The sequence below is a fragment of the Robbsia andropogonis genome (genome assembly GCF_000970345.1).
Taxonomy (GTDB): domain Bacteria; phylum Pseudomonadota; class Gammaproteobacteria; order Burkholderiales; family Burkholderiaceae; genus Robbsia; species Robbsia andropogonis.
The window spans coordinates 57,130-77,165 of the sequence record NZ_LAQU01000014.1 but is presented as its reverse complement, the minus strand read 5'-3'; the positions used below and the strand labels follow the sequence as shown (position 1 = coordinate 77,165).

17 protein-coding genes and 1 pseudogene are annotated in these 20,036 nt (G+C 55.5%); 13 read left to right on the top strand and 5 right to left on the bottom strand.

From position 1 onward, the window contains the following. Positions 1-6: 6 nt before the first annotated feature. Both WM40_RS14320 and uca read left to right on the top strand, forming a co-directional pair. Positions 7-654, top strand: coding sequence for an urea amidolyase associated protein UAAP2 (locus tag WM40_RS14320; protein ID WP_024904741.1), 648 nt, complete (start codon positions 7-9; stop codon positions 652-654). A gap of 174 nt (positions 655-828) precedes the next feature. Beyond that, entirely contained in the window at positions 829-4,443 is a 3,615-nt protein-coding gene (uca, locus tag WM40_RS14315; RefSeq protein WP_046153176.1) for an urea carboxylase, read from the top strand. A gap of 165 nt (positions 4,444-4,608) precedes the next feature. Here the strand turns inward: uca and mqo are convergent, their stop codons facing one another. After that, positions 4,609-6,324 (bottom strand): malate dehydrogenase (quinone), encoded by a 1,716-nt coding sequence (mqo, locus tag WM40_RS14310; protein WP_052738330.1) that lies wholly within the window; start codon positions 6,322-6,324, stop codon positions 4,609-4,611. Positions 6,325-6,803: 479 nt separating this feature from the next. Here mqo and WM40_RS28795 point away from each other — a divergent pair. Both WM40_RS28795 and WM40_RS30665 read left to right on the top strand, forming a co-directional pair. Beyond that, positions 6,804-7,275, top strand: a pseudogene (locus tag WM40_RS28795) (LysR family transcriptional regulator); the annotation flags it as partial. A gap of 254 nt (positions 7,276-7,529) precedes the next feature. Next, positions 7,530-7,811: a hypothetical protein gene (locus WM40_RS30665; RefSeq protein ID WP_162199071.1), complete on the top strand. Its 282-nt coding sequence runs from the start codon at positions 7,530-7,532 to the stop codon at positions 7,809-7,811. A 33-nt stretch (positions 7,812-7,844) separates the two neighbouring features. On the opposite strand, the gene WM40_RS14295 is transcribed toward WM40_RS30665, so the two are convergent. Genes WM40_RS14295 through WM40_RS14285 form a run of 3 tightly spaced genes read right to left on the bottom strand, consistent with a single transcriptional unit; the run spans position 7,845 to position 9,046 of the window. Further along, positions 7,845-8,141, bottom strand: a complete 297-nt coding sequence (locus tag WM40_RS14295; RefSeq protein ID WP_024904747.1) for a 4Fe-4S dicluster domain-containing protein — start codon at positions 8,139-8,141, stop codon at positions 7,845-7,847. Continuing rightward, the gene (locus tag WM40_RS14290; RefSeq protein WP_024904748.1) at positions 8,138-8,452 is read right to left on the bottom strand and encodes a hypothetical protein; all 315 of its coding nucleotides are present in this window, start codon (positions 8,450-8,452) and stop codon (positions 8,138-8,140) included. The genes WM40_RS14295 and WM40_RS14290 overlap by 4 nt, the downstream gene beginning before the upstream one ends. 12 nt (positions 8,453-8,464) lie before the next feature. Beyond that, entirely contained in the window at positions 8,465-9,046 is a 582-nt protein-coding gene (locus tag WM40_RS14285; protein ID WP_176026085.1) for an RNA polymerase sigma factor, read from the bottom strand. A gap of 292 nt (positions 9,047-9,338) precedes the next feature. Here WM40_RS14285 and WM40_RS14280 point away from each other — a divergent pair, with 292 nt between their 5' ends. The 3 genes from WM40_RS14280 (at position 9,339) to WM40_RS14270 (ending at position 11,770) form a co-directional block, all read left to right on the top strand. Further along, positions 9,339-9,770, top strand: a complete 432-nt coding sequence (locus tag WM40_RS14280) for a MarR family winged helix-turn-helix transcriptional regulator (RefSeq protein ID WP_024904750.1) — start codon at positions 9,339-9,341, stop codon at positions 9,768-9,770. 18 nt (positions 9,771-9,788) lie between these two features. Then, positions 9,789-10,352, top strand: coding sequence for an isochorismatase family protein (locus WM40_RS14275; protein ID WP_024904751.1), 564 nt, complete (start codon positions 9,789-9,791; stop codon positions 10,350-10,352). A gap of 98 nt (positions 10,353-10,450) precedes the next feature. Next, positions 10,451-11,770: a DHA2 family efflux MFS transporter permease subunit gene (locus WM40_RS14270; RefSeq protein ID WP_081765077.1), complete on the top strand. Its 1,320-nt coding sequence runs from the start codon at positions 10,451-10,453 to the stop codon at positions 11,768-11,770. Positions 11,771-11,889: 119 nt separating this feature from the next. Here WM40_RS14270 and WM40_RS31460 read toward each other — a convergent pair whose 3' ends face one another. Continuing rightward, a complete protein-coding gene (locus WM40_RS31460) occupies positions 11,890-12,162 on the bottom strand; it encodes an amidohydrolase family protein (protein WP_051504621.1) in 273 nt (90 codons plus the stop codon). A gap of 524 nt (positions 12,163-12,686) precedes the next feature. On the opposite strand from WM40_RS31460, the gene WM40_RS30145 reads away from it, so the two are divergent. From WM40_RS30145 to WM40_RS30140, 6 genes are read left to right on the top strand one after another with little or no spacing between them, the layout of a single operon-like run. Beyond that, positions 12,687-13,598, top strand: a complete 912-nt coding sequence (locus WM40_RS30145) for a radical SAM protein (protein WP_157685801.1) — start codon at positions 12,687-12,689, stop codon at positions 13,596-13,598. After that, positions 13,595-14,926, top strand: a complete 1,332-nt coding sequence (locus WM40_RS14255) for a glycosyltransferase (RefSeq protein WP_046153174.1) — start codon at positions 13,595-13,597, stop codon at positions 14,924-14,926. The genes WM40_RS30145 and WM40_RS14255 overlap by 4 nt, the downstream gene beginning before the upstream one ends. A 20-nt stretch (positions 14,927-14,946) precedes the next feature. Further along, complete coding sequence (locus WM40_RS32500) at positions 14,947-16,569, top strand: glycosyltransferase (protein ID WP_046153173.1); 1,623 nt, start codon at positions 14,947-14,949, stop codon at positions 16,567-16,569. Continuing rightward, complete coding sequence (locus WM40_RS14245; RefSeq protein WP_052738328.1) at positions 16,548-17,597, top strand: NAD-dependent epimerase/dehydratase family protein; 1,050 nt, start codon at positions 16,548-16,550, stop codon at positions 17,595-17,597. The genes WM40_RS32500 and WM40_RS14245 overlap by 22 nt, the downstream gene beginning before the upstream one ends. After that, positions 17,594-18,619, top strand: coding sequence for a phytanoyl-CoA dioxygenase family protein (locus WM40_RS14240; RefSeq protein WP_046153172.1), 1,026 nt, complete (start codon positions 17,594-17,596; stop codon positions 18,617-18,619). Before WM40_RS14245 ends, WM40_RS14240 begins: the two co-directional genes overlap by 4 nt. Continuing rightward, positions 18,616-20,007 (top strand): tetratricopeptide repeat protein, encoded by a 1,392-nt coding sequence (locus WM40_RS30140; RefSeq protein WP_157685800.1) that lies wholly within the window; start codon positions 18,616-18,618, stop codon positions 20,005-20,007. Before WM40_RS14240 ends, WM40_RS30140 begins: the two co-directional genes overlap by 4 nt. Positions 20,008-20,036 lie beyond the last annotated feature (29 nt).

Sequence of the window (20,036 nt, the reverse complement as noted above, 5' to 3'; positions counted from 1 at the left end):
ATCGACATGACCTTAAGCGCTACGCTGATCGAAAGCAATAAAAGGGTGAGTGATGCCGTCCTACGCGAAACAATTTTCGCGGGCGAACCTTGGTTAGGCGAGGTGAAGTCCGGGCAGACGCTGCGCATCCTGGATCTCGAAGGCAATCAAGCCATCGATACGCTGTTTTACAATCTGGCCGATCCTCGCGAACGTTTCGACCCGCAACGTACCCTTCGGCGCCAGAATAACTTGTACCTTACTACCGGCACGGTACTTTATTCGAACCTGGGCAATCCGTTGCTCACCATCGTGGCGGATACCTGCGGACGACACGATACGCTCGGGGGCGCGTGCGCTCAGGAAAGTAACACGGTGCGCTATGCTTTGGATAAGCGTTATATGCATAGCTGTCGCGATAATTATCTTCGAGCATGTGCGCATGACACACGTCTGACCAAGAAAGACATCGGCGCAAATGTAAACTTCTTCATGAATGTGCCAGTGACCCCGGATGGTGGATTGACCTTCGAAGACGGTATTTCGGCACCGGGGAAGTATGTGGAACTACGTGCTGAGATGGATGTGATCGTGCTGATCTCCAACTGCCCCCAGCTCAATAACCCGTGCAATGCGTATAACCCGACCCCGGCGGAGGTACTTGTATGGGACTGACCGGCCTCCGACGCTGGATCTATTCGATACTCCTTGTCCGCGCAGGGCGTGCCCACGAATTGAGAAGCAAAGCGTCGGCTTCAAGAAACTGAAGCCACCGTTTCAGCCGAGGACGACCTCGGTATGCGGATTTCCACGGGACGGGACGACCCATCCACGCTTGTAGAGCATCCCATGTTTGAAAAAGTTCTGATTGCAAATCGCGGTGCGATTGCATGCCGCATCCTTCGCACCTTGCACGAAATAGGCGTCGAAGGCGTGGCCGTTTTCGCGGAAGCCGATCGCGCAAGCCGTCATGTCAGTGAAGCGAGTGTTGCGCACTGTTTGGGCGATGGCTCCGCCGCAACAACCTATCTCGATGTTGCAAAAATCCTTGCGATTGCAAAAAGCGCCGGCGTACGTGCGATCCATCCCGGCTATGGATTCCTGTCGGAAAATGCCGCGTTCGGCGAAGCTTGCGAAGCGGCGGGTATTGCGTTCATTGGCCCGACCCCTGCGCAATTGAGAGCCTTCGGACTCAAGCACACTGCCCGCGCGATCGCGGCAGAGCAAGGCGTACCAATGCTCGAGGGCACGGGCCTGCTGGAGAGCGTAAGCGTCGCTTTGGAATCCGCCGGACGCATTGGCTATCCCGTCATGCTGAAGAGTACCGCCGGGGGCGGCGGAATCGGCATGCGCGTGTGTTGGAACACCGATGAACTACGTACCCATTTTGATGCAGTCAAACGCCTTGGTCAGAATAACTTCAGCGATGCCGGCGTCTTCCTTGAAAAGTATATCGAGCGTGCGCGTCACTTGGAGGTGCAGATATTTGGGGACGGCAACGGTGCGGTGATCGCATTGGGGGTGCGTGACTGTTCCGTGCAGCGACGTAATCAAAAAGTTTTGGAAGAAACTCCCGCGCCCTGTTTACCGGAAGGCACATCGACCGCATTATGCCAAGCAGCGATCAAGCTCGCAAAAGCCGTTAACTACCGTTCCGCTGGCACCGTGGAATTTGTTTTCGACAGCGCTGCACGGCAATTTTATTTTCTTGAAGTAAACACCCGCCTTCAGGTCGAGCATGGGGTTACCGAGCAAGTCTGGGGTGTAGATCTCGTGCGCTGGATGATCGAGCTTGCGGCGGGAAACCTGGCCCCACTCGATCAGCTTGCGGCTCAGTTGGCGCCGCGTGGCCACGCCATTCAAGCACGTTTATACGCCGAAGATCCTGGCCGCGACTTCAAACCTAGTCCAGGGCTGATTACCGAGGTCACCTTCCCTCATGCAGATGGCCATCGTCTTCGAATCGACACGTGGATTGAAGCGGGGTGCGAAGTGCCGCCCTACTTCGATCCCATGCTTGCCAAAGTGATTGCCTGGTCGCCTACGCGGGACCAGGCACGCGAATCGCTCGCCGCCGCATTGAAAGAGATACGCCTTTACGGTGTCGAAACAAATCGTGATTACCTGCACCAGATCATCGTTGATGCGCCGTTTGCGTCAGGCGAGCCGTGGACGCGGTGCCTGGAGGGTCTGCACTATCGGGCCAACACGGTAGAGATCTTGAGCGGCGGCACGCAGACGACGGTGCAAGACCACCCTGGTCGACTTGGCTATTGGGCCGTCGGCATTCCGCCATCAGGTCCGATGGACGACCGCGCACTGCGACTCGGAAACCGGTTGCTAGGCAATCCCGCGAACGCGGCAGCGCTTGAAATCACGATGAGTGGGCCGACGTTGCGCTTCAATGCCGACGCGGTCATCACCGTGACAGGAGCTATCCTGCCTGTTTCCATTGACGGCATTGACCAGCCGATGAATACCGCTCTGATGGTGAAGGCGGGTGCCGTTCTATCGCTAGGCGCGATAAGAGGAGCAGGAGCGCGTGCGTATCTATGCCTGCGCGGCGGTTTTGATGTAGCAGTGTATCTCGGCAGCAGGAGCACCTTTACCCTGGGTCAGTTCGGTGGCCACGGCGGCCGCGCCTTGCGAGCCGGAGATGTGCTGCACATCCAGCCGTTGGTTGACGTAAGCGCCGGCATGACGCTTGGTGTTGTGCCGACGCTGGACACGGTGCGGACCTTGCGTGTTATTTACGGGCCGCATGGCGCTCCAGAATATTTCAGCGAAGACTATATCCAGCAATTCTTCGCGACCGAATGGGAAATCCACTTCAATTCGAGTCGAACCGGCGTCCGTCTGATCGGCCCGCATCCTGAATGGGCTCGCGAAGATGGCGGCGAAGCCGGTCTTCACCCTTCAAATATCCACGATAATCCCTATGCCGTGGGCGCAGTCGACTTTACGGGTGACATGCCGGTGATCCTAGGTCCTGATGGACCCAGTCTCGGCGGCTTCGTTTGCCCGGTCACGATTATCGAAGCTGATTTGTGGCACATTGGACAGTTGAAGGCTGGCGACAAGGTCACGTTCAAGCCTGTCAGCATTGACGAGGCGCGTGAGGCGCAGGCCCAACGCGAGCGGGAGATAGAAACGCTTACCCCCCAACCTTCGGTAAGCCGACCGAGCGGGTTAAAGACAACCTTTTCGCCGCTAGCCACGCCCATCGTTCTTACCTTGGGTGAGGCCCAGGAAAGATTAGTGGCCAGGTTGTCCGGCGATACACATTTGTTGCTGGAGATCGGTGCGGCCGAGCTGGATCTTGTCTTGCGATTCCGGGGGCACGCACTGATGCAGTCTCTGGAGGCATTAGCCATTCCTGGCGTGATTGATCTGACCCCTGGGATACGATCGTTACAGGTACATTATCAGCCGCGGCGACTGGCATTGGCGAGCTTGCTCGCCATTATCGAACGTACCTGGCAGCAGGTGCTCATGCAGAAAGACCTTCGTGTGCCGTCGCGGGTAGTCCATTTACCGTTGTCGTGGGATGATCCCGCCTGCCAGCTTGCGATCGACAAATACATGACGACTGTTCGCCCCGATGCACCCTGGTGTCCGAGCAATCTCGAATTCATTCGCCGTATCAACGGCCTGGAGTCGATCGATGCCGTCAAACAGATCGTGTTCGACGCGAGCTATCTGGTGATGGGGCTGGGTGACGTCTACCTGGGCGCCCCCGTCGCGACGCCACTGGATCCCCGCCATCGCCTTGTCACTACAAAATACAACCCCGCCCGTACTTGGACAGCAGAGAATTCAGTCGGTATAGGCGGTGCTTATCTATGTGTGTATGGGATGGAAGGGCCAGGGGGCTACCAATTCGTTGGCCGCACCTTGCAGATGTGGAATCGCTATCGGAAAACCGCTGAATTTGCGGACCGGCCCTATTTGCTGCGTTTCTTCGATCAGATCCGCTTTTACGAAGTGGACGCGAACGCATTGCCGAGGATTCGAGCCGATTTTCCTCTTGGTCGCTATCCCCTTAAAATTGAAGAAACCGAGCTGTCCCTGGCGGATTACCAAGATTTCCTGTCACGCGAGAGTTCCGGCATTGACGCATTCCGCGCGCGTCAACAGACGGCCTTTGAAGCGGAACGTGAACGTTGGCGCGTTTCAGGTACGGCCGAGGAGCGGATCGAATCGACCATGCCTGAAGCAGTCGAGGAGGTTTTACTGGCCGACGGAGAAATCGGCGTGGAAAGCGAAATCGCTGGCAATGTGTGGCAAGTCAAAATGGTGACGGGCGATAAAGTAGCGGAAGGTGATGTGCTCATGATCATCGAATCGATGAAGATGGAAATACCGGTTTGCGCGCCTTGCCCAGGGACAGTCCGTGAAGTGCACGTTGTGCCGGGCTCATCGGTACGAGCAGGACAACGACTTGCCGTCATTACCGGCATCTAGAAAAATCGTCGTGATCACCTGACGCCGGACATCCGCTCAGGTTTTTATTCCGCGACGTCGTCATTGAATGGATGCGGCCGCATCCGCATCCATTCATAACGGATGTTGTTCGTGACGCACTGAAGGCCAGGCCGGCACGTCACGGCACGTCACGTCACGTCGTCCCTACAATGCCATGTCATGCACCGGCTTCACCGCGCCCGGGTTCGCCGTCGGGGCTGTGGCGGGAACGAACCCCTCCAGGCTGGGCGAGGCAATGGCCAGTTGCAGCGTATCAGCCGTGGTTGCCCATTCCGTTGCCAGGAGCTTCGGATTATCGTTGAGCTTCGTACCGTAACTGGGCACCATTTCACGGATTTTCTGCTGCCAGGCCGGCGTTTTCATTTGATCCGGGAAAACGCGCTCCAGCAACGAAAGCATGATAGCCGGCGACGTCGAGCCGCCCGGGGAGGCCCCTAACAGCGCAGACACCGATCGGTCGCCGGAAACCACGACTTCGGTACCCAACTTTAGTACCCCCCCCTTTTCCGGGTCGTTCTTGATGATCTGTACCCGCTGCCCAGCCTCCCACAAACGCCAGTCCTCATCCTTGGCTTCGGGCATGTAGCGACGCAATGCCGCCATCTTTTCCTCACGAGACAGTGCCAATTGCTGCGCAAGATATTTCACGAGCGCAAATTCGTGCATGCCTACTTGCAACTGCGGAATGATGTTGGACGGTGTCGACGCTTTGGCAAGATCGAAATACGAGCCGTTCTTGAGAAACTTGCTGGACCACGTGGCAAACGGTCCAAACAGGAGCACCTTCTTTCCATCGAGTACGCGAGTGTCGAGGTGAGGAACGGACATGGGAGGCGATCCGGTATCCGCAAGGCCATAGACCTTCGCCAAATGGCGCGAGGTAATCTCAAGCTTGTCCGTGACGAGGAACTCGCCCCCCACTGGGAAACCACCGTATTGCTTCGCCTCAGGAATGCCCGACAGTTGAAGCAGCGGCAATGCAGCGCCACCCGCGCCAATAAACACATTGCGCGCATCCACCGTCTGGACTTTTGAAGGATCGTTCAAGTCGAACGCGGATACGCGCCAGGTGCCGTCTTCGTTTCGCGTAATCGAACGAACCTCATACCCGGTCGAGACCTTGACACCCGATTTGTCCGTCAGATGCTTGTAGAACTGCCGCGTGATTTCGCCCAGATTCACGTCCGTACCAAGCGGCGAGCGCGTCGCGGTGACGACCTCCTCCGGCTTACGGCCTTCCATCATGATGGGAATCCACTCGGCAATCTTCGACGGGTCCGTCGTCATATCCATCCCGGCGAATAGCGGTGATGCCTTCAACGCCTCGACACGCTTGCGGATGAAATCCCGATTTTCCTGTCCGAAGACAAGGTTCATGTGCGGTGTCGAATTGATGAACTCGCGCGGGTTGCCCAGAACGCCTCTTCGCACCTGATGGGCCCAGAATTGCCTGGAGATTTGAAAATTTTCGTTGATGTTGATGGCCTGGTTGATATGGACCGTGCCCTTATCATCCATCGGCGTGTAATTCAGCTCACAAAGTGCCGAGTGCCCGGTACCGGCATTGTTCCAGCCGTTCGAGCTCTCTTCCGCGACTTTGTCCAAGCGCTCAAAAACCTCATATGTCCAATTCGGCTCTAATTCGGAAAGATAGACGCCCAGCGTTGCGCTCATGATGCCGCCACCGATGAGAAGCACATCTACTTTGCGATCCGCCTTCGCGGCGCGATATTGGCTGCCGAAAAAGTAGGAATATCCGCCCAATACGGCCGCTGACCCAACGGCGGCAGCGATGAATTTACGTCTGGAGAATTGCGTGCGGCCACCCTCAGGCGGCGTCGCGTTTTCCGTTTTAGCCATGAAAATCAATTACCTTCAATAATTTCTTATTACGTTGCGGTCCCGGACAAATCAGGCACCCGCACGTTTAAAGTGGGATCAACGGCGACGGTTCTGTGGGGCGAACATCATTGCTTTTGCAATTTTTTGTTCGAAATCCAAGGTTCCCGCCGGAGGATCTGGAAGGCGAATTGTAAGCGACGCTGGATAAGGAATGGGTAAAAACCCTGATATAGGAGCAATTTTTGCATTTGGCGAAATAATCGGCCGCTGCCTGTGAGGCACCTGGTCAGCGACCGTATCTTCTCGTTGCTGGCTACCGGAAGCCTTCGCGCTACAGGGATTGCGTGAAAAAATCGCTTTTCGGCGTCTTGCACGCACGCCAGGCGATCCCGCAACGCAGGAGGGTTTTAAGATGTCCGCGCGGACGCAAGTGGTCATCCTGATTTAGACTTTCCGCCGCAGGCTTAACCGCAGCGCCCCTTGAAAGACACCCTCGCATGGACCGTATGGCCGCAATGGAAACGTATGTCAGTGTCGTGGAAGCGGGATCGTTTTCGGCAGCGGCCAAACGACTCAAGTCAGGGCAACCGGCCGTATCGAAATCGATTGCGCAGATGGAGGAGCGTCTCGGCGTGCGTTTGCTGTTGCGATCCACCCGCGGCCTCACGGTCACGGATGCAGGTTTGCGATTCTATGAGCATGCAAAGCGGGCCATAGAAGAGGTGGCGCTTGCCGAGCATGTGGTCCGGGCTGCCTAGTCGAGTTTATCGGGAACGTTGCGTGTAAGCGCCTCGGTGACCTTCGCGCGATTGCATATTAAGCCAACACCAGGCAATCGTCCATTCCCTTCATCGCGGGGGCGAGTCCTGGTCGTTCAGCCAGAATGGCGAGGAAACAGCAGTGCTCGTATCGGGACGCGTGAGTGTGAGCGCTGCCGAGGGCATTCGCGCCGCAGTGTTTGGCGATATGGTTATTGGCGAGTCGTTCTTCAGATTCTTGTAGAGATCGACGAGGTAGTGCGGTAAGGCAAAGCGTAAGCCGAAGTCTGCACCCGTCTGGCCGGGAACATCGCTTAGCGCGGGAAAGTGCAATGCATTCGTGCGTCCAGCCAAAGAAATAGACTTCGCCTAAGTTGAATAGATTGATGTTGGCGTGCGATTTTCTCGGTCAGGATCGAGCGTCGCATCAGCAGCACTGTGAATCCGTACGCGACAGCAGATGCCATGAGCAGCGGAAGCAGTACATTGGCGTCATGGACTTGGCGGGCACAATACGGCATGGTCACGTCGATGCGTCGGTGGGCAAATACGTGGGATAACGCGCCGACGGCGTGCTTCTCCAACACCTTGAAAGTCGAACGGACGCTGCGGTGCCGGTATGAAACGCGGGCGCAGGCGAGATTCGATGTGATCGATTGGATTGAAGAATTGGTGGATTGTCCTCCTATCGAGGCATCCAATCAAATTAGACCACCCTACTTTTTCGCCCCCACGACGACGAAATGACAATCCATCTCGTTTGTAAATACATATGTAACCTTACACATTTCTGGCGAGTTTGATCGCGTGTTCGGGACATGCCGTCACGCACAGCCCACATGACCTGCAGGCGTCCGCGTTAGGCGTGTACGCGACCTTCATCCCATGTACGCGTAGCTTAAGGCGGTGCATCAAGCCGAGGCTATCGTAGTCGACCTCGTCAATGCGGCGAATCTCGAATACATTCTCGGGACAGACCTCAAGACAATCGCCCTTACCTTCACAGCGTTTTAGATCGACGACCGGCACGATCACGCCCGGCTTCTGTTTGCAGTTGGCTGTTGATTTATCGCTCATATGCCATCTCCCGCGTCCCGACGTCGGCCCGATCGCAAAGCTGCCTGGAAATGCGCTCGCTCTTCAGGCGTCATCGCTTCCCACTTGCGCCAGTGTCGTCGTCCGCGCCAGCCGCCGTGTCCGCGGAATCCACCAATTAGGATTCGACTTAGCACCAGTAAGCCCAATGCATGGGGAAAGTCGATCACACGGGCTCCGATGAATACCGAAGGAATTACCCAATTCCATAAGGTCATGACCACCCATCCGAGCACCGCGATGGCCAGCAGTACCAGTAACACCTTGCCCAGACATCTGACTCCAAATCTCATCCGTCGACTCCTTTACATTCCCAGTTCGTCATAAATGGCTTGCAATCGGGTACGCAAATGCAAGACCGCGTAGCGTTTGCGCCCAAGCAGCGTGTTGAGCGTGACACCGGTTTCCATCACCATATCCTTGAAGGACCGCCCCTCCAGCTCATGCGCGATGAATACCTCACGTTGATTCGGTGGCAGCTCGTCAAGCGCATCCTGCAACGCCTTGAGCAACAGCACGCGGGCATAGGCGGCTTCCGGACCGCCGTCCCGGGCAGGTAGAACCAGGTCCAAGCGATACTCACTGCCTGCGTCATCCTCCTCGTTGGACGACCCTGGCAACGGCTCCTCTTTTTTCTTGCGAAAGCGATCGATGATCCGATTGCGTGCGGCACGGAACAACCACGCGCTCGCTTGCTCTATCGGCGCCGGAAGACGATACGCCTGCACGAATTCATGCAATACATCTTGCAGGATGTCCTCGGCATCATCTGGATTGCTTATTCGACGCCGAATAAAATTGGCAAGCCTCGCGCGCTCACGCACAACTGTTGCGGTGATGTCGTTATTTCGGTCGGTCATCGTGTGCGCGGTGAACGGTGGTTCCATACGCCTGAAGACGTTTCAGAACCCCAAATATTGTGGCGGGCTTTGAAAATCGTGGGACTGCTTCTCGTCCAGCGCAACCGGCTGCGACAAAGCAGGGGGAACGGCATTGCCACTATAGCGCCGCGGCCATGAACCGGTGGCTTGCATTGCGGAGGAGGCACCACGCGTACATCGATTCCGCTTCGGCAGCGAGATGACGCCTTGGCTTGGATATACCCACCGGAGGAAGGCGTTGCGCTCCACATATACAGTTAACTTTGCAGTTTTCTGTTCACATGCTAGAGTAGCACCCATGAAATCAAACATCGACATCCCTGTGCTAGCGTCGGAACTGCGCGCCACGCTTAGCGCGCTCAAACGACGCTTGCGCGAGCGCGGAAGTGTGGGCGATCTGACGCCCTCGCAAGTGGATGTACTCCGTCAATTGGACCGCCATGGGCCGGCCACCGTGTCGCAGCTGGCGCGCGCATGTGGCATGCGCGCGCAATCCATGGGCACGATCGTCGGCGGCCTGGAAAGTGAAGGTTTGGTAAGCGGTGCTCCCGATCCAGACGACAAACGGCAGACATTGATTTCCATGACACCGCTGTGCCTTGATCGGCTTTCCAAGGGGCGCGCGGCGCATCAGGATTGGCTCGTGGATAAGATCGAGCGCCTATCGCATGAAGACCGGGCACACCTGCTCGCGGCAACGGCTGTTCTAAGCCGGCTATTGCAGGATTGACAACAACACTCCCTCACCATGCCTGTAACGACTGTCGATTCCAAAGCCGCGTTGATCGTAATTGACCTGCAGAAAGGTCTGATGGATTTCCCTTTCGCACATCCCATTAAGGAGGTTGTTGCGCGCACGCAGAAATTGATCGATGCCTTCCGCAGAGCCGGTCAGACGGTGGTGCTGGTGAACTGCTCGAGTATGCCTCACGGTCGCACCGAGGCCCCGCGCCCGGATTTCACCTTTCCGGATCACTGGGTGGAACTGATTCCGGAACTGCGCGCCCAGTCCTCGGATATCATCGTCACGAAACCAAGCTGGGGCGCGTTCTCAGAAACGACGCTTGGGCATTCACTGAAATCAGCAGGCATCACGCAAGTCGTCCTCGCCGGCATTGTCACCAGCATGGGAGTAGAATCGACTGCCCGCGAGGCATTCTCGATGGGTTTCAATGTCGCCCTCGCTGTCGACGCCATGACCGACCTCAACGCGGATACGCACTCGAATAGCGTGACGCGGATCTTTCCCAACCTCGGTGAAACGGCGGAGGTCGCCAGCATCGTTGCGCTACTGGACGACCGGTGTTCGTGAGCCGGCAGCCAAAACACAGGGACGCCCTGCCACATGGCGAGGCTACGGTGGTCGATCAGGCCGTCGATGCCTCGGTGTGGAAGATCGTCGCAGTGGCAATGCTTGGATCATTGCTGGCCCAGTTGGATGCGACCGTGGTCAACGTCTCGCTTGCGCCCCTTGCCTCGGAACTTCAAGCGTCGCTGAAAACCATCCAATGGGTCACCAGTGGCTACTTGCTGGCGCTCGCGTTCGCACTGCCGATCAACGGCTGGCTCATCCAGCGCATCGGCGCGAAGTCGCTTTATCTGTGGTGCTTTTCGATCTTTACGATCAGTTCGATGCTCTGCGGGCTTGCATGGTCTGCAAGCTCTCTCATTGGATTTCGGCTTCTGCAAGGGGCCAGCGGCGGTTTGATGGCACCCATGGCGCAATTGTTGATGAAGCGCGCGGCAGGTCACGAATTCACGCGCATTGCAGGCTACGCGGCGATCCCGGTGCTGCTCGGGCCTGCACTTGGACCGGTGATCGCAGGTGCGATCCTGCACGCCGCGTCTTGGCGCTGGCTGTTCCTCGTCAACCTTCCTGTCGGCGTGTTGGCGATTGCGCTTGCCAAGGCGTTCCTTCCAAAGGACGTCGACGAGCGGACAGTAGCTCCCCTGGATTGGATCGGCCTGGCGCTGCTTTCACCGAGCCTGGTATTCGTGCTATTCGGGATCGACCGCCTCTCCCAACCGGCGGGGATCATCGCGACCGTCGTAGGCGTCCTGATGTTTGTCGCGTTTCTGGTGGTGCAGCGCGGCAAGGGTGATGCCGCACTCATCGACCTGACGCTGTTTCGCAGCCGGGCGTTCTCGGTTGCTGCATTGGTCCAGTTTCTATGGAACGGTGTCATGTTTGCCGGTCAAATGCTTGTCCCGCTGTTTCTGATTCAGCAGTGCGGGGAATCGCCAGCGATGATGGGCTGGATGCTGGCGCCGCTCGGGTTGGGCATGATGCTCATCGTGCCTTTACTTGGATTCGTGACGAGCCGTCTCGGCGAGAGGCGTACAGCTATTGCCGGCGCTTTCTCCGCCTGTGCCTCGACGCTCTTGCTTGCCTGGCTGGCCACACACGGTCTTGACAGGCCAGTGTTGGCGGCGGCGTTGTTCTTTCGCGGCGTGGGATTGGGTGCAATCGGCCTCCCGGTGGTCTCGCTGGCTTACGCTTCCATTGGGAACGAAGACCTGCCGATGGCCACCACGACGCTCAACATCGTGCAACGGATTGGCGGACCGATATTGACTACCCTTTGCGCCTTGCTGTTGTCCCGGGAATTGCAAGGACACGCAGGCTGGCTTGGCTTGAATGCATGGAGCGAAACGTTAGGCGCACTCGCGGCGCTCCACGCGATCATGGCAATGACCACGCTGGCGCTGCCCCACTCAAGCAGAACGTGATGTTGCGCTTCAACGATGCTCGGTCGTTCCGACGGAAACAATTCTGTAAGAGCAACAGTCTACCCAAACGCTGGATACTCGCTACATCATCCCTCACCAGCTTGCCCTTCAAAGTTTATCTATGCGCTCCGCATTGTCGTGGAACAGCGCGCGACGCTCTCGGATTTAGCAAAGTCCTTCGTAATCTCCTTGAAGGCACCAAAAACGGCATCATAGCTGCTGAAACGCTTGTCAACCGGAAAGTTACTTACAAACATGCATCGCTCGACGCCGAATGCATCGATGGCATCGAGAACGAATGGCCGAATGCTGTCCACTGCCCACTTCCAATTCGCCATCCCGAGTCCCGAAATCTTGCACGAAACGTTTGGCGAGGAGGCCAGCAGTTTCATCTTTTTTTACAGGTTGCGATGTCGACGGGCATGCCAGTATGGTTGAGAACGAGTGGAGTATCCGGATAAGCGTGAGCCAACGTCGTCGGCTCTTCCATTTGCGTACAGCATAGTTGCAAATCGAATGACAGGTTTCAGCGTGGTAAGAGTGAATAGCCCGCCCGCCATTGCGGGTCGCTCATGACAATGAATTTTAGTTAGTCATTTAGTGACATAAATCAAGTCATATTCTGGGAAACGAGAAGTCTGTGATCGCTTACGTTTTTGCATACGAAGTGCCACACACTGCAAGATTGCTTGTCGAATTTGCCTCGTCGGTTTGCCGACGTGCCCAGTAGGAAAGACGCTTTCGCACCGTCCGTCATTGCATTAACGCCTCTCTTCGGATGAAGCGCAAATCCAAACGGCAACGCATATCGAGGCATACCCTCAGTTGTGTTTTCTCTGTTGAGCGACACAATGAGGTCGATCGCGCACACATCAACTGCCTGTAGTTACACGTGCGCCGCACGCAAAGGCACACGATGTCTTCATCTATGATCACGGCCTGCTCCATTACCTCGCGGCAGGAAAACGCTTTACTAAGAAAGGTAATCTCTTTAACAGACGAACAACGATCCGCGTCGTCCAGCCATAAAGGCATTATCTGGGTTTACTTAAACGGCCGTTGTAATTTCACCTGTGACTACTGCCTTGACGGACGTAACCGCCAATCAGCTCGTGCTGCGCACGCGACGAACTTCGTCACCGCCCTGTCCAGCCTCCAAGTAGAAACCGGTTACGCTCTAATCTTTACAGGCGGCGAGCCGCTTATCGAGCGCGACTTACTACAACAGCTTTTTCTTCGATTTCCTGACGTCCCGAAAGCGATACAAACCAATGCTAGCCTGCCACGTTCGATGAAAACGTTAGCACCCTCATTTTCGAAAAACGACTGGCTTGCTATATCGGTGCACGACGAAAGCCACGCGACCTCAGAACGACGGCGCAACATTATCGAAACGACAACAATCGCGAATGCGCATCGTATTCCTGTTCTATTTCAACTGATGTGCTCACCGAACAACATCACGGCGATGCTTGCGCTTGCCAAACAATATCGAAATGCCGGTCATCGGACGGCGATGCGTCGGTTATTTCATTTCGACTCACGCTTTTTTAAGGCTTATAGAAACGACATCGCCGCAGCCTCATCGGAGGGATGGGCAGCGCCCGCATTCTTCGAAGACCATTGGGATGTGCGTCAGCCATTTCTTGCATTGAACGTGCGTCTAGACGGATCGATCACCGCAGTCTGCCGAGAGGAAGTGGAGATCGGCAATCTCTACACCGGTTACGACCTCAATCTACTTGCACCACAGAAGGGCCAGGCGTGCGACAGGGTCTGCCACTGCTGCTCCTGCTTATGGGTGCATCAACCGTCTGGATTTGCATGATTACGGGGCCGTTGCTACTGGTTTGCCCACACCTCCCGCCACGTTTTCGCGGTGGCGTAGAGGTGTACTCTCAGTGGCTAATAGAAGCATTGGGGGCACTTTCAAAGGACCTTATCGTTCTCTCCATCATCGACTTCACGAATCCTATACCTAAAAGACAGAAACTGACTTCGACTTTGCAGAAAGGCGTTACCTATTACTGGCTCCAAATTGACGCGCTGTATATGGCACAGCCACGAACGCATTTCTTTAATGAAGCTGTTTTTGATGCTGTCACCAGCATATTGAAAAACCATCATCCTGTAGCGGTTCACGTACAAGGCGGATTCAGGATAACGCCTGCTCCGCTTTTCGCCGCCTATAAATCAAGCATTCCTATAATTTTAACGTTGCATGACTACTACTTCATTTGCCCGACCGTGAATCTGATTGAGTCGAGCGGGAATCGATGCACGGGGATCGTCGACGCGTCGCAATGTGCAACATGCATAACCCATAGATCAACACTTACTCAGGATTGGTTTGAAGACTGGATGGAAGACCATGATGCCTCAGGGGTTTCACTCCACGAATTGGCAACGATGCGGGAAGCCACCCGCAAGAGCCTCGGGCTTGCTAACGTCCTTTTGTCGCCTAGCCAAGATCTTGCAGCGCGCTACCTCCGCACCACTAACAAGCACGAGAAAACCTTGAAAATCCACGTTCATCGTCTTGGCGTGCCCCAGCGTCTTACGGCAGAAGTGGCAATCGGCGCATACCCGCTAAACAGTAACCCTCCAGATCAACGCCTCGTATTTGCTTACATTGGCCATATACATCCACACAAGGGAGTGCACTTACTTGTCGATGCCGCGGCGCGAATGAGCCCGGACACCCGCAACTGGACGTTAAAGATCTATGGAGAATGGGCAGATAGTCCCTATCATCACAGTCTCCACCGATCAGCGGCGCAACATCCCAACATCGCGTTATGTGGTGCCTACGACCCCGATAATATTGCGCAAATTCTAGCCGACGTCGATATCGTTCTCCTTCCTTCGCTATGGTCCGAGAATGCGCCGCTCGTGATGCTGCTCGCACTACGCTACGGTGTGCCTGTAATGGCTTCACGCATAGGCGGTATTCCCGAGTGGGTTCGCGACACAATCAATGGCTGGCTCGTTGCCCCAGGTGATCCGATAGCGTGGGCTAAGGCAATGGCACATTGCATCGAACACCGTGACCGGATAAAAGACCGTGCCGGCAACTGCCGATATCCATTGACCAGTGAAGACGAGGCAAAGGCACTCGTCCGGGTCTACCAGTCATCTGCAGGACAGCGCGAATAAGTCAAGACAGGGAAGCGGCGATGAAACATCAATCCGATGTAAACACGGCAACGACGACACGCGTTCTCTATTGCACGCATGGCGGATGTTGGCCACCTGTACAAGGCGATGCGGTGAGGGTCATGTCGTTGATAGACGCTATGCGCGCGCGCGGGATCCAGGTGCACCTGGCAATCCTTCATGATGCGACGCAGCCACGTGTCGCCGATTACGACGCGCTGCGCATGCGCTGTGACGGTTTGTCGGTCTATACGCCGCTATCTCATGAACGGGTAGACCCGAGCGCACCCGCGGACGATCATTGCCCTGACGCGTATTTGTCCTTGTGCGCGCGAGACCTCGCGCGCATCAAACCGCATGCGCTCATAGCCCAGTTTAGTTATCTATCTCGCTGCCTTACATTGCCAGGCATGCCGAGTGACACGCTAAGAGTGCTAGACGTCGACAATATTCTGCATCAACGTACTGCAGCGTTTCATGCGTGCGGGCTCGAAGAAGATTGGATTCGTATAACGCGACGCGACGAGCTACGATGTTGGCAGCGTGCCCAGGTGATATTAACGGTTCAACCGGCAGACGCCGGCGTGGTACGACGCGCTACACCCGGTGCGGTTGTCTTAACGATTCCGCCGTTGCTTCGCGACGCACCGCAATCCCCTTCTGTCGGTACGCGATTACTTTTCGTCGGCGCAGACAATCCTGCAAACACCAATGGGATCTTGGGTTTTTGCCGTCATGTTTTGCCGGTTCTAGTCGCACGTTACCCGCAGCTGAGGCTTGATGTCATCGGAAGCGTGTGCGACGCCTTTGCACGACACAGTGTATCCAATACGCGCGTACATCCTGCCATTTTCCTCCACGGCATCGTAAGCGATCTGACCCCCCATTATTGTCAAGCGACCATCGTTCTTAACCTTGTGCCTGCCGCTTCTGGCATTAACGTAAAACTGCTTGAAGGAATGATGCATCGCCGATGTGTGGTCAGCACAAAGGCAGGAGCCGATGCCCTCGCCATACCCGGTGGCGTAATCATTGCTGACTCGGATAGCGCTTTCGCAACGCTGGTCGGTGACTTACTCCACGACGTCGACAGACGAGAACGGTTGGCGGCCACCGGATATGCCATGGCACGGCAATGGCTTCATCAAACACGTCCTGTCGAGCCGCTTCTCGACAGAATTCAATCTTTATCACGTCGCCGGAACGGACGCACTACGTCGCTACGCTTCGCACCGTCCACCGACATACATCCCCCACGTTCCGTCACAGCGCCGATCTCGGTCTCCGCCGATGCGACATTGAATGGGCCTATCGCTCCGAAATACGTCATTGTCGATTCGGTAAAGCACAGCCACCACCGGTTTCTGCTCGCCGTGTTATTCGACAATTTGGGAGGCGATGATATCTGTTGCCTCGTCTTGTATCGCACACGTCTTCTAGCCGTCGCGCGAGTTCGCGCGTTAAATCCTGACGTTCTTTATCTAGATCGTGTTGTTCTTGCGTCGAATATTGACACGGATCTACCTGTCGTCGCGGACTTGCTTGACGTCCTTTTCACCCGTGCGCGTACCACTGGAAAAGCAGTGCACGGCTTCCCCCTCCGCCTACTAGGAATATCATCATGTGCCCCCACCGCACCGTAACGGCTGTCGCGAGACGTCCTATCCTCATCACCGGGAGTGCTGGTCTGATTGGCACCGCGGTAATAGCACGCCTTATCCGGCAAGGGCGCAGCGTCATCGGCGTCGACGTGCGCAAAGGGCTCGCCACGGTAACGACAGACATCCTAGACTTGGATCCAGCGGCGGATTATCTCAGGGACATAGCTGGAATCATTCACCTCGCAGCTGTATCGCGCGTGATCGACGCCGAACGCGATCCTTTGCATTGCGCCGAGGTCAACGTCGAAGGCACCCGACGCCTGCTGGAAAGTGTCACGGCAGCGCCTCGGCGACCATGGTTTCTGTATGCGAGCAGTCGAGAAATATACGGGCAGCAATCAGCCATGCCCGTTTCAGAAAATGCAGATGCTAAACCGATGAACACCTATGCTAAATCAAAATGGATTGCCGAGGGGTTGGTTCAGGCCGCACGTCAAAAGGGGCTCCATGCAGCAATCATGCGTTTCTCAAACGTGTATGGCGCGGTGCAGGATCATGCAACCCGCGTGGTTCCGGCGTTCGTCGCACAAGCCCTCGTCAACGCACCGCTTCACATAGAAGGGGCGAATCATACCTTCGACTTTACCTATATCGACGATGTAGCCGAGGGAATCACACGCTTGGCCGATCATATGGATTCCCAGGAATACGCACCGACTCCTATCCATTTTGTGACAGGTCGACCAACCACACTCGGCGAACTCGCGACTCTAACGATTTCGTTGACTGCGTCGGACTCGACATTGCTGTCGGCACCGCCACGCACGTTTGACGTTGCGCATTTTGTCGGCGACCCGCGCTATGCGGCGTCACTATTACGCTGGAAAGCAGAGCACTCACTCGAAAAAGGACTTAGCCGAATGATTGCGGAATGGCGCCAAACGCTAACAAAGGCATCCGATCCAAACACTTCATACGGACATGCTGTCAAGGGCTTACGACATGTCGATAAAGCAGACCCGAGCCTGATTCCACCGGCAAAGCCCCACGCAGTGGATGCAAAGGCATGAACGCGAGCCCACACCACCAACCATTCGCCGATGCGGTTGCCGCTCTTGATCGCGATGGGTTCGTGCACCTGCCGGGTGTTATAAGTACGGTCGAACTGGATGCATTACGGCATGCCACTGACGCGGTAATCACACGCTCAAGGACACTAAGCGATCACCCACCGGCAGGACAACATGGTTCGCTACCAGGGAATAGCGCAAACTCAAACGAAGCTAGCAAATTTCTGCGTGAGGATGTCAAATACTGCGCTGTTGTCGACAACGAATATGTCGACGGAAACACATTATGCCGGATCGAATACATGCTCGATAAAGGTCCGGAATTCAAACGACTACTAGGGCACCCTACCCTACTAAACTTCGCGGCTCATGTATTACAGTCGCCCTTTCTTTTGACGTGGGAGGACATGATCATAAAAGTACCGTATTGCGGCATTCCAGTCCCGGCGCATCAAGATCTGAAATACCAAAGTAATCAGCATCGCGTATTTAGCGCCGGAATCTATCTGGATGATTCATTTTCCTCCCCTTTCGAATGCATACCAGGAACACACCGCCTAGGGCCACTCGACAAGCCGTCATTGGACAAGCTGTGTCGTGAGCGTGTCGACTCGTTTCATCCAATCCTTGCCCATGCCGGCGATATCGTCATTCACAATGTCAAGGTGGTTCATCGCTCGCCAAGCAACGCCTCACCCTATGCGCGCCGCACCCTATACTTTGAATTTCGTTCGTTGGCTGCCGTATTGTCGGACAGCCCATGGTCGGTGGAATGGGCGTACGCGCGTCTCGGCTACTTAGCTTATGCTGCACTCATCCGCAATAGATGTCCGGCACTAAAGCTTGCGGACGATATGGCGGGCGTCTCTTACGATCGCGCGGTGACACCGTATTGGGACTTTCCGTTCGAGAAAGGGTCATTATGGAATGACACACCCACTACGGAGACCATGCAGCGGAGATGGCGTATCAACCATGATCGCATTTACCGACTGCGCGAATGTGACGAGCGGTTTTTATGAAAAACCACGCCAAATGCGAGCCAACGACGCAGCGAGACTTGCCATCAACCGCAATAGACACCGCCCTGTGTGCCGCGCATTTAGCAACCGGCAGATTCAAGGCGCTCCATGACTACGCAAGAGCGAAACTGGACCTCGCACCACACAACGCTACGCTTTGGACTTATTTGGGCTATTCCCTAGCCCTGGAAGGCCGATCCGAAGCCGCCCGGGAGGCTTTTTTCAAAGCAGTCAATGTCAGAGACACAAATGACGCCGCCTGTCTCGCTTATGCCGACGCCTGTTTATTAAAAGATCAATCCGCAACGGCGTACGCTTGGCATACCAGGGCTCGTCGCCACCCAAGCGCACGGTATGAATATACGAATCTCGAATACCTGCTGCGCGCAATAGGTCGTCACCGCGATGCGGCCCGCCTCACCGATCACCATTTTTGGAATACCTCGTACGCGTTACAGTATTACCCCAGGGGCTACTTAACCCCGCGTTGGGATGGTACGCCGCTACGCGGCCGCGCCTTACTTGTTCATTGTGCAGACGGCTATGGGGATAGTCTATTAAATCTCCGATTCTTGCGTGAATTGGATTTACAACAGGACATCACCCTAGACTGTCCAGAATCGCTTTATCCACTGTTCAGCGCTACCTTTCCATCGCTGCCATGCGTCCGATTCACAGAACCTTTACCCAGGATTTACGACTGCTATATTTCATTGCTAGCGCTGCCTGGATATAGCGGGACACCGCATAGCGACATCCCAAGCGCTCCTTATATAAACATCCGATTTGACGATAGTAGTCGGAAGATTCCGATTCGGGAGCAGGTCTGTCGCTCCGTTATCTCAAAAAATGACGAGGGCCACTGCACCGATGCGCGTCCTCGCGTCGGCCTGTGCTGGCGTGCCAGCGGGTATGCCGAAGAACGAAGCCTAGCCTTAACAGATGTCCTCCCGCTCGCGAAACACATCGACTTGGTTGCGTTACAGAAAGATGTCATGCTGTCGGAAATAGGCGATTTGGACAGCGCATGCTTACCCGTCTACCGCCCGAAATTGCAGGATTTCTTAGACACCGCCCGGCAGATTGCTTCGGTCCGTCACGTCATCACGGTAGACACTGCGGTCGCGCATCTTGCCGGCGCGATGGGAAAGAGCATGACGATTTTACTGGTCGATAATCCTGCGCCAATGTGGCGATCCGCGGCATTCAGATCGCGCCTCTACCCTAATGCACGTTTCGTATGGGTAAAAAAAACAGCGCCTAAAAACGCATGGATAAACCACGATATATTCCATTTCGATACTGCCCAATCGATCCATACAGTCTACTTGGAAAATTTATGCGAGTACTTACTCGATTCACTGTCTATTGACGGTCTGTTTATTTGATTTATCTCTTTTACTTAGTTATACAAATT

What these genes read in the sequence shown, in the direction of transcription:
- WM40_RS30145 (WP_157685801.1), top strand. Translation starts at nt 12,687, where the DNA reads ATGTCTTCATCTATGATCACGGCCTGCTCCATTACCTCGCGGCAGGAA.
- WM40_RS14320 (WP_024904741.1), top strand. Translation starts at nt 7, where the DNA reads ATGACCTTAAGCGCTACGCTGATCGAAAGCAATAAAAGGGTGAGTGAT.
- WM40_RS30665 (WP_162199071.1), top strand. Translation starts at nt 7,530, where the DNA reads ATGAGCAGCGGAAGCAGTACATTGGCGTCATGGACTTGGCGGGCACAA.
- WM40_RS14240 (WP_046153172.1), top strand. Translation starts at nt 17,594, where the DNA reads ATGAACGCGAGCCCACACCACCAACCATTCGCCGATGCGGTTGCCGCT.
- mqo (WP_052738330.1), bottom strand. Translation starts at nt 6,324, where the DNA reads ATGGCTAAAACGGAAAACGCGACGCCGCCTGAGGGTGGCCGCACGCAA.
- WM40_RS32500 (WP_046153173.1), top strand. Translation starts at nt 14,947, where the DNA reads ATGAAACATCAATCCGATGTAAACACGGCAACGACGACACGCGTTCTC.
- WM40_RS14280 (WP_024904750.1), top strand. Translation starts at nt 9,339, where the DNA reads ATGAAATCAAACATCGACATCCCTGTGCTAGCGTCGGAACTGCGCGCC.
- WM40_RS14290 (WP_024904748.1), bottom strand. Translation starts at nt 8,452, where the DNA reads ATGAGATTTGGAGTCAGATGTCTGGGCAAGGTGTTACTGGTACTGCTG.
- WM40_RS14270 (WP_081765077.1), top strand. Translation starts at nt 10,451, where the DNA reads ATGCTTGGATCATTGCTGGCCCAGTTGGATGCGACCGTGGTCAACGTC.
- WM40_RS14275 (WP_024904751.1), top strand. Translation starts at nt 9,789, where the DNA reads ATGCCTGTAACGACTGTCGATTCCAAAGCCGCGTTGATCGTAATTGAC.
- WM40_RS14285 (WP_176026085.1), bottom strand. Translation starts at nt 9,046, where the DNA reads ATGGAACCACCGTTCACCGCGCACACGATGACCGACCGAAATAACGAC.
- WM40_RS30140 (WP_157685800.1), top strand. Translation starts at nt 18,616, where the DNA reads ATGAAAAACCACGCCAAATGCGAGCCAACGACGCAGCGAGACTTGCCA.
- WM40_RS14245 (WP_052738328.1), top strand. Translation starts at nt 16,548, where the DNA reads ATGTGCCCCCACCGCACCGTAACGGCTGTCGCGAGACGTCCTATCCTC.
- WM40_RS14295 (WP_024904747.1), bottom strand. Translation starts at nt 8,141, where the DNA reads ATGAGCGATAAATCAACAGCCAACTGCAAACAGAAGCCGGGCGTGATC.
- uca (WP_046153176.1), top strand. Translation starts at nt 829, where the DNA reads ATGTTTGAAAAAGTTCTGATTGCAAATCGCGGTGCGATTGCATGCCGC.
- WM40_RS31460 (WP_051504621.1), bottom strand. Translation starts at nt 12,162, where the DNA reads ATGAAACTGCTGGCCTCCTCGCCAAACGTTTCGTGCAAGATTTCGGGA.
- WM40_RS14255 (WP_046153174.1), top strand. Translation starts at nt 13,595, where the DNA reads ATGATTACGGGGCCGTTGCTACTGGTTTGCCCACACCTCCCGCCACGT.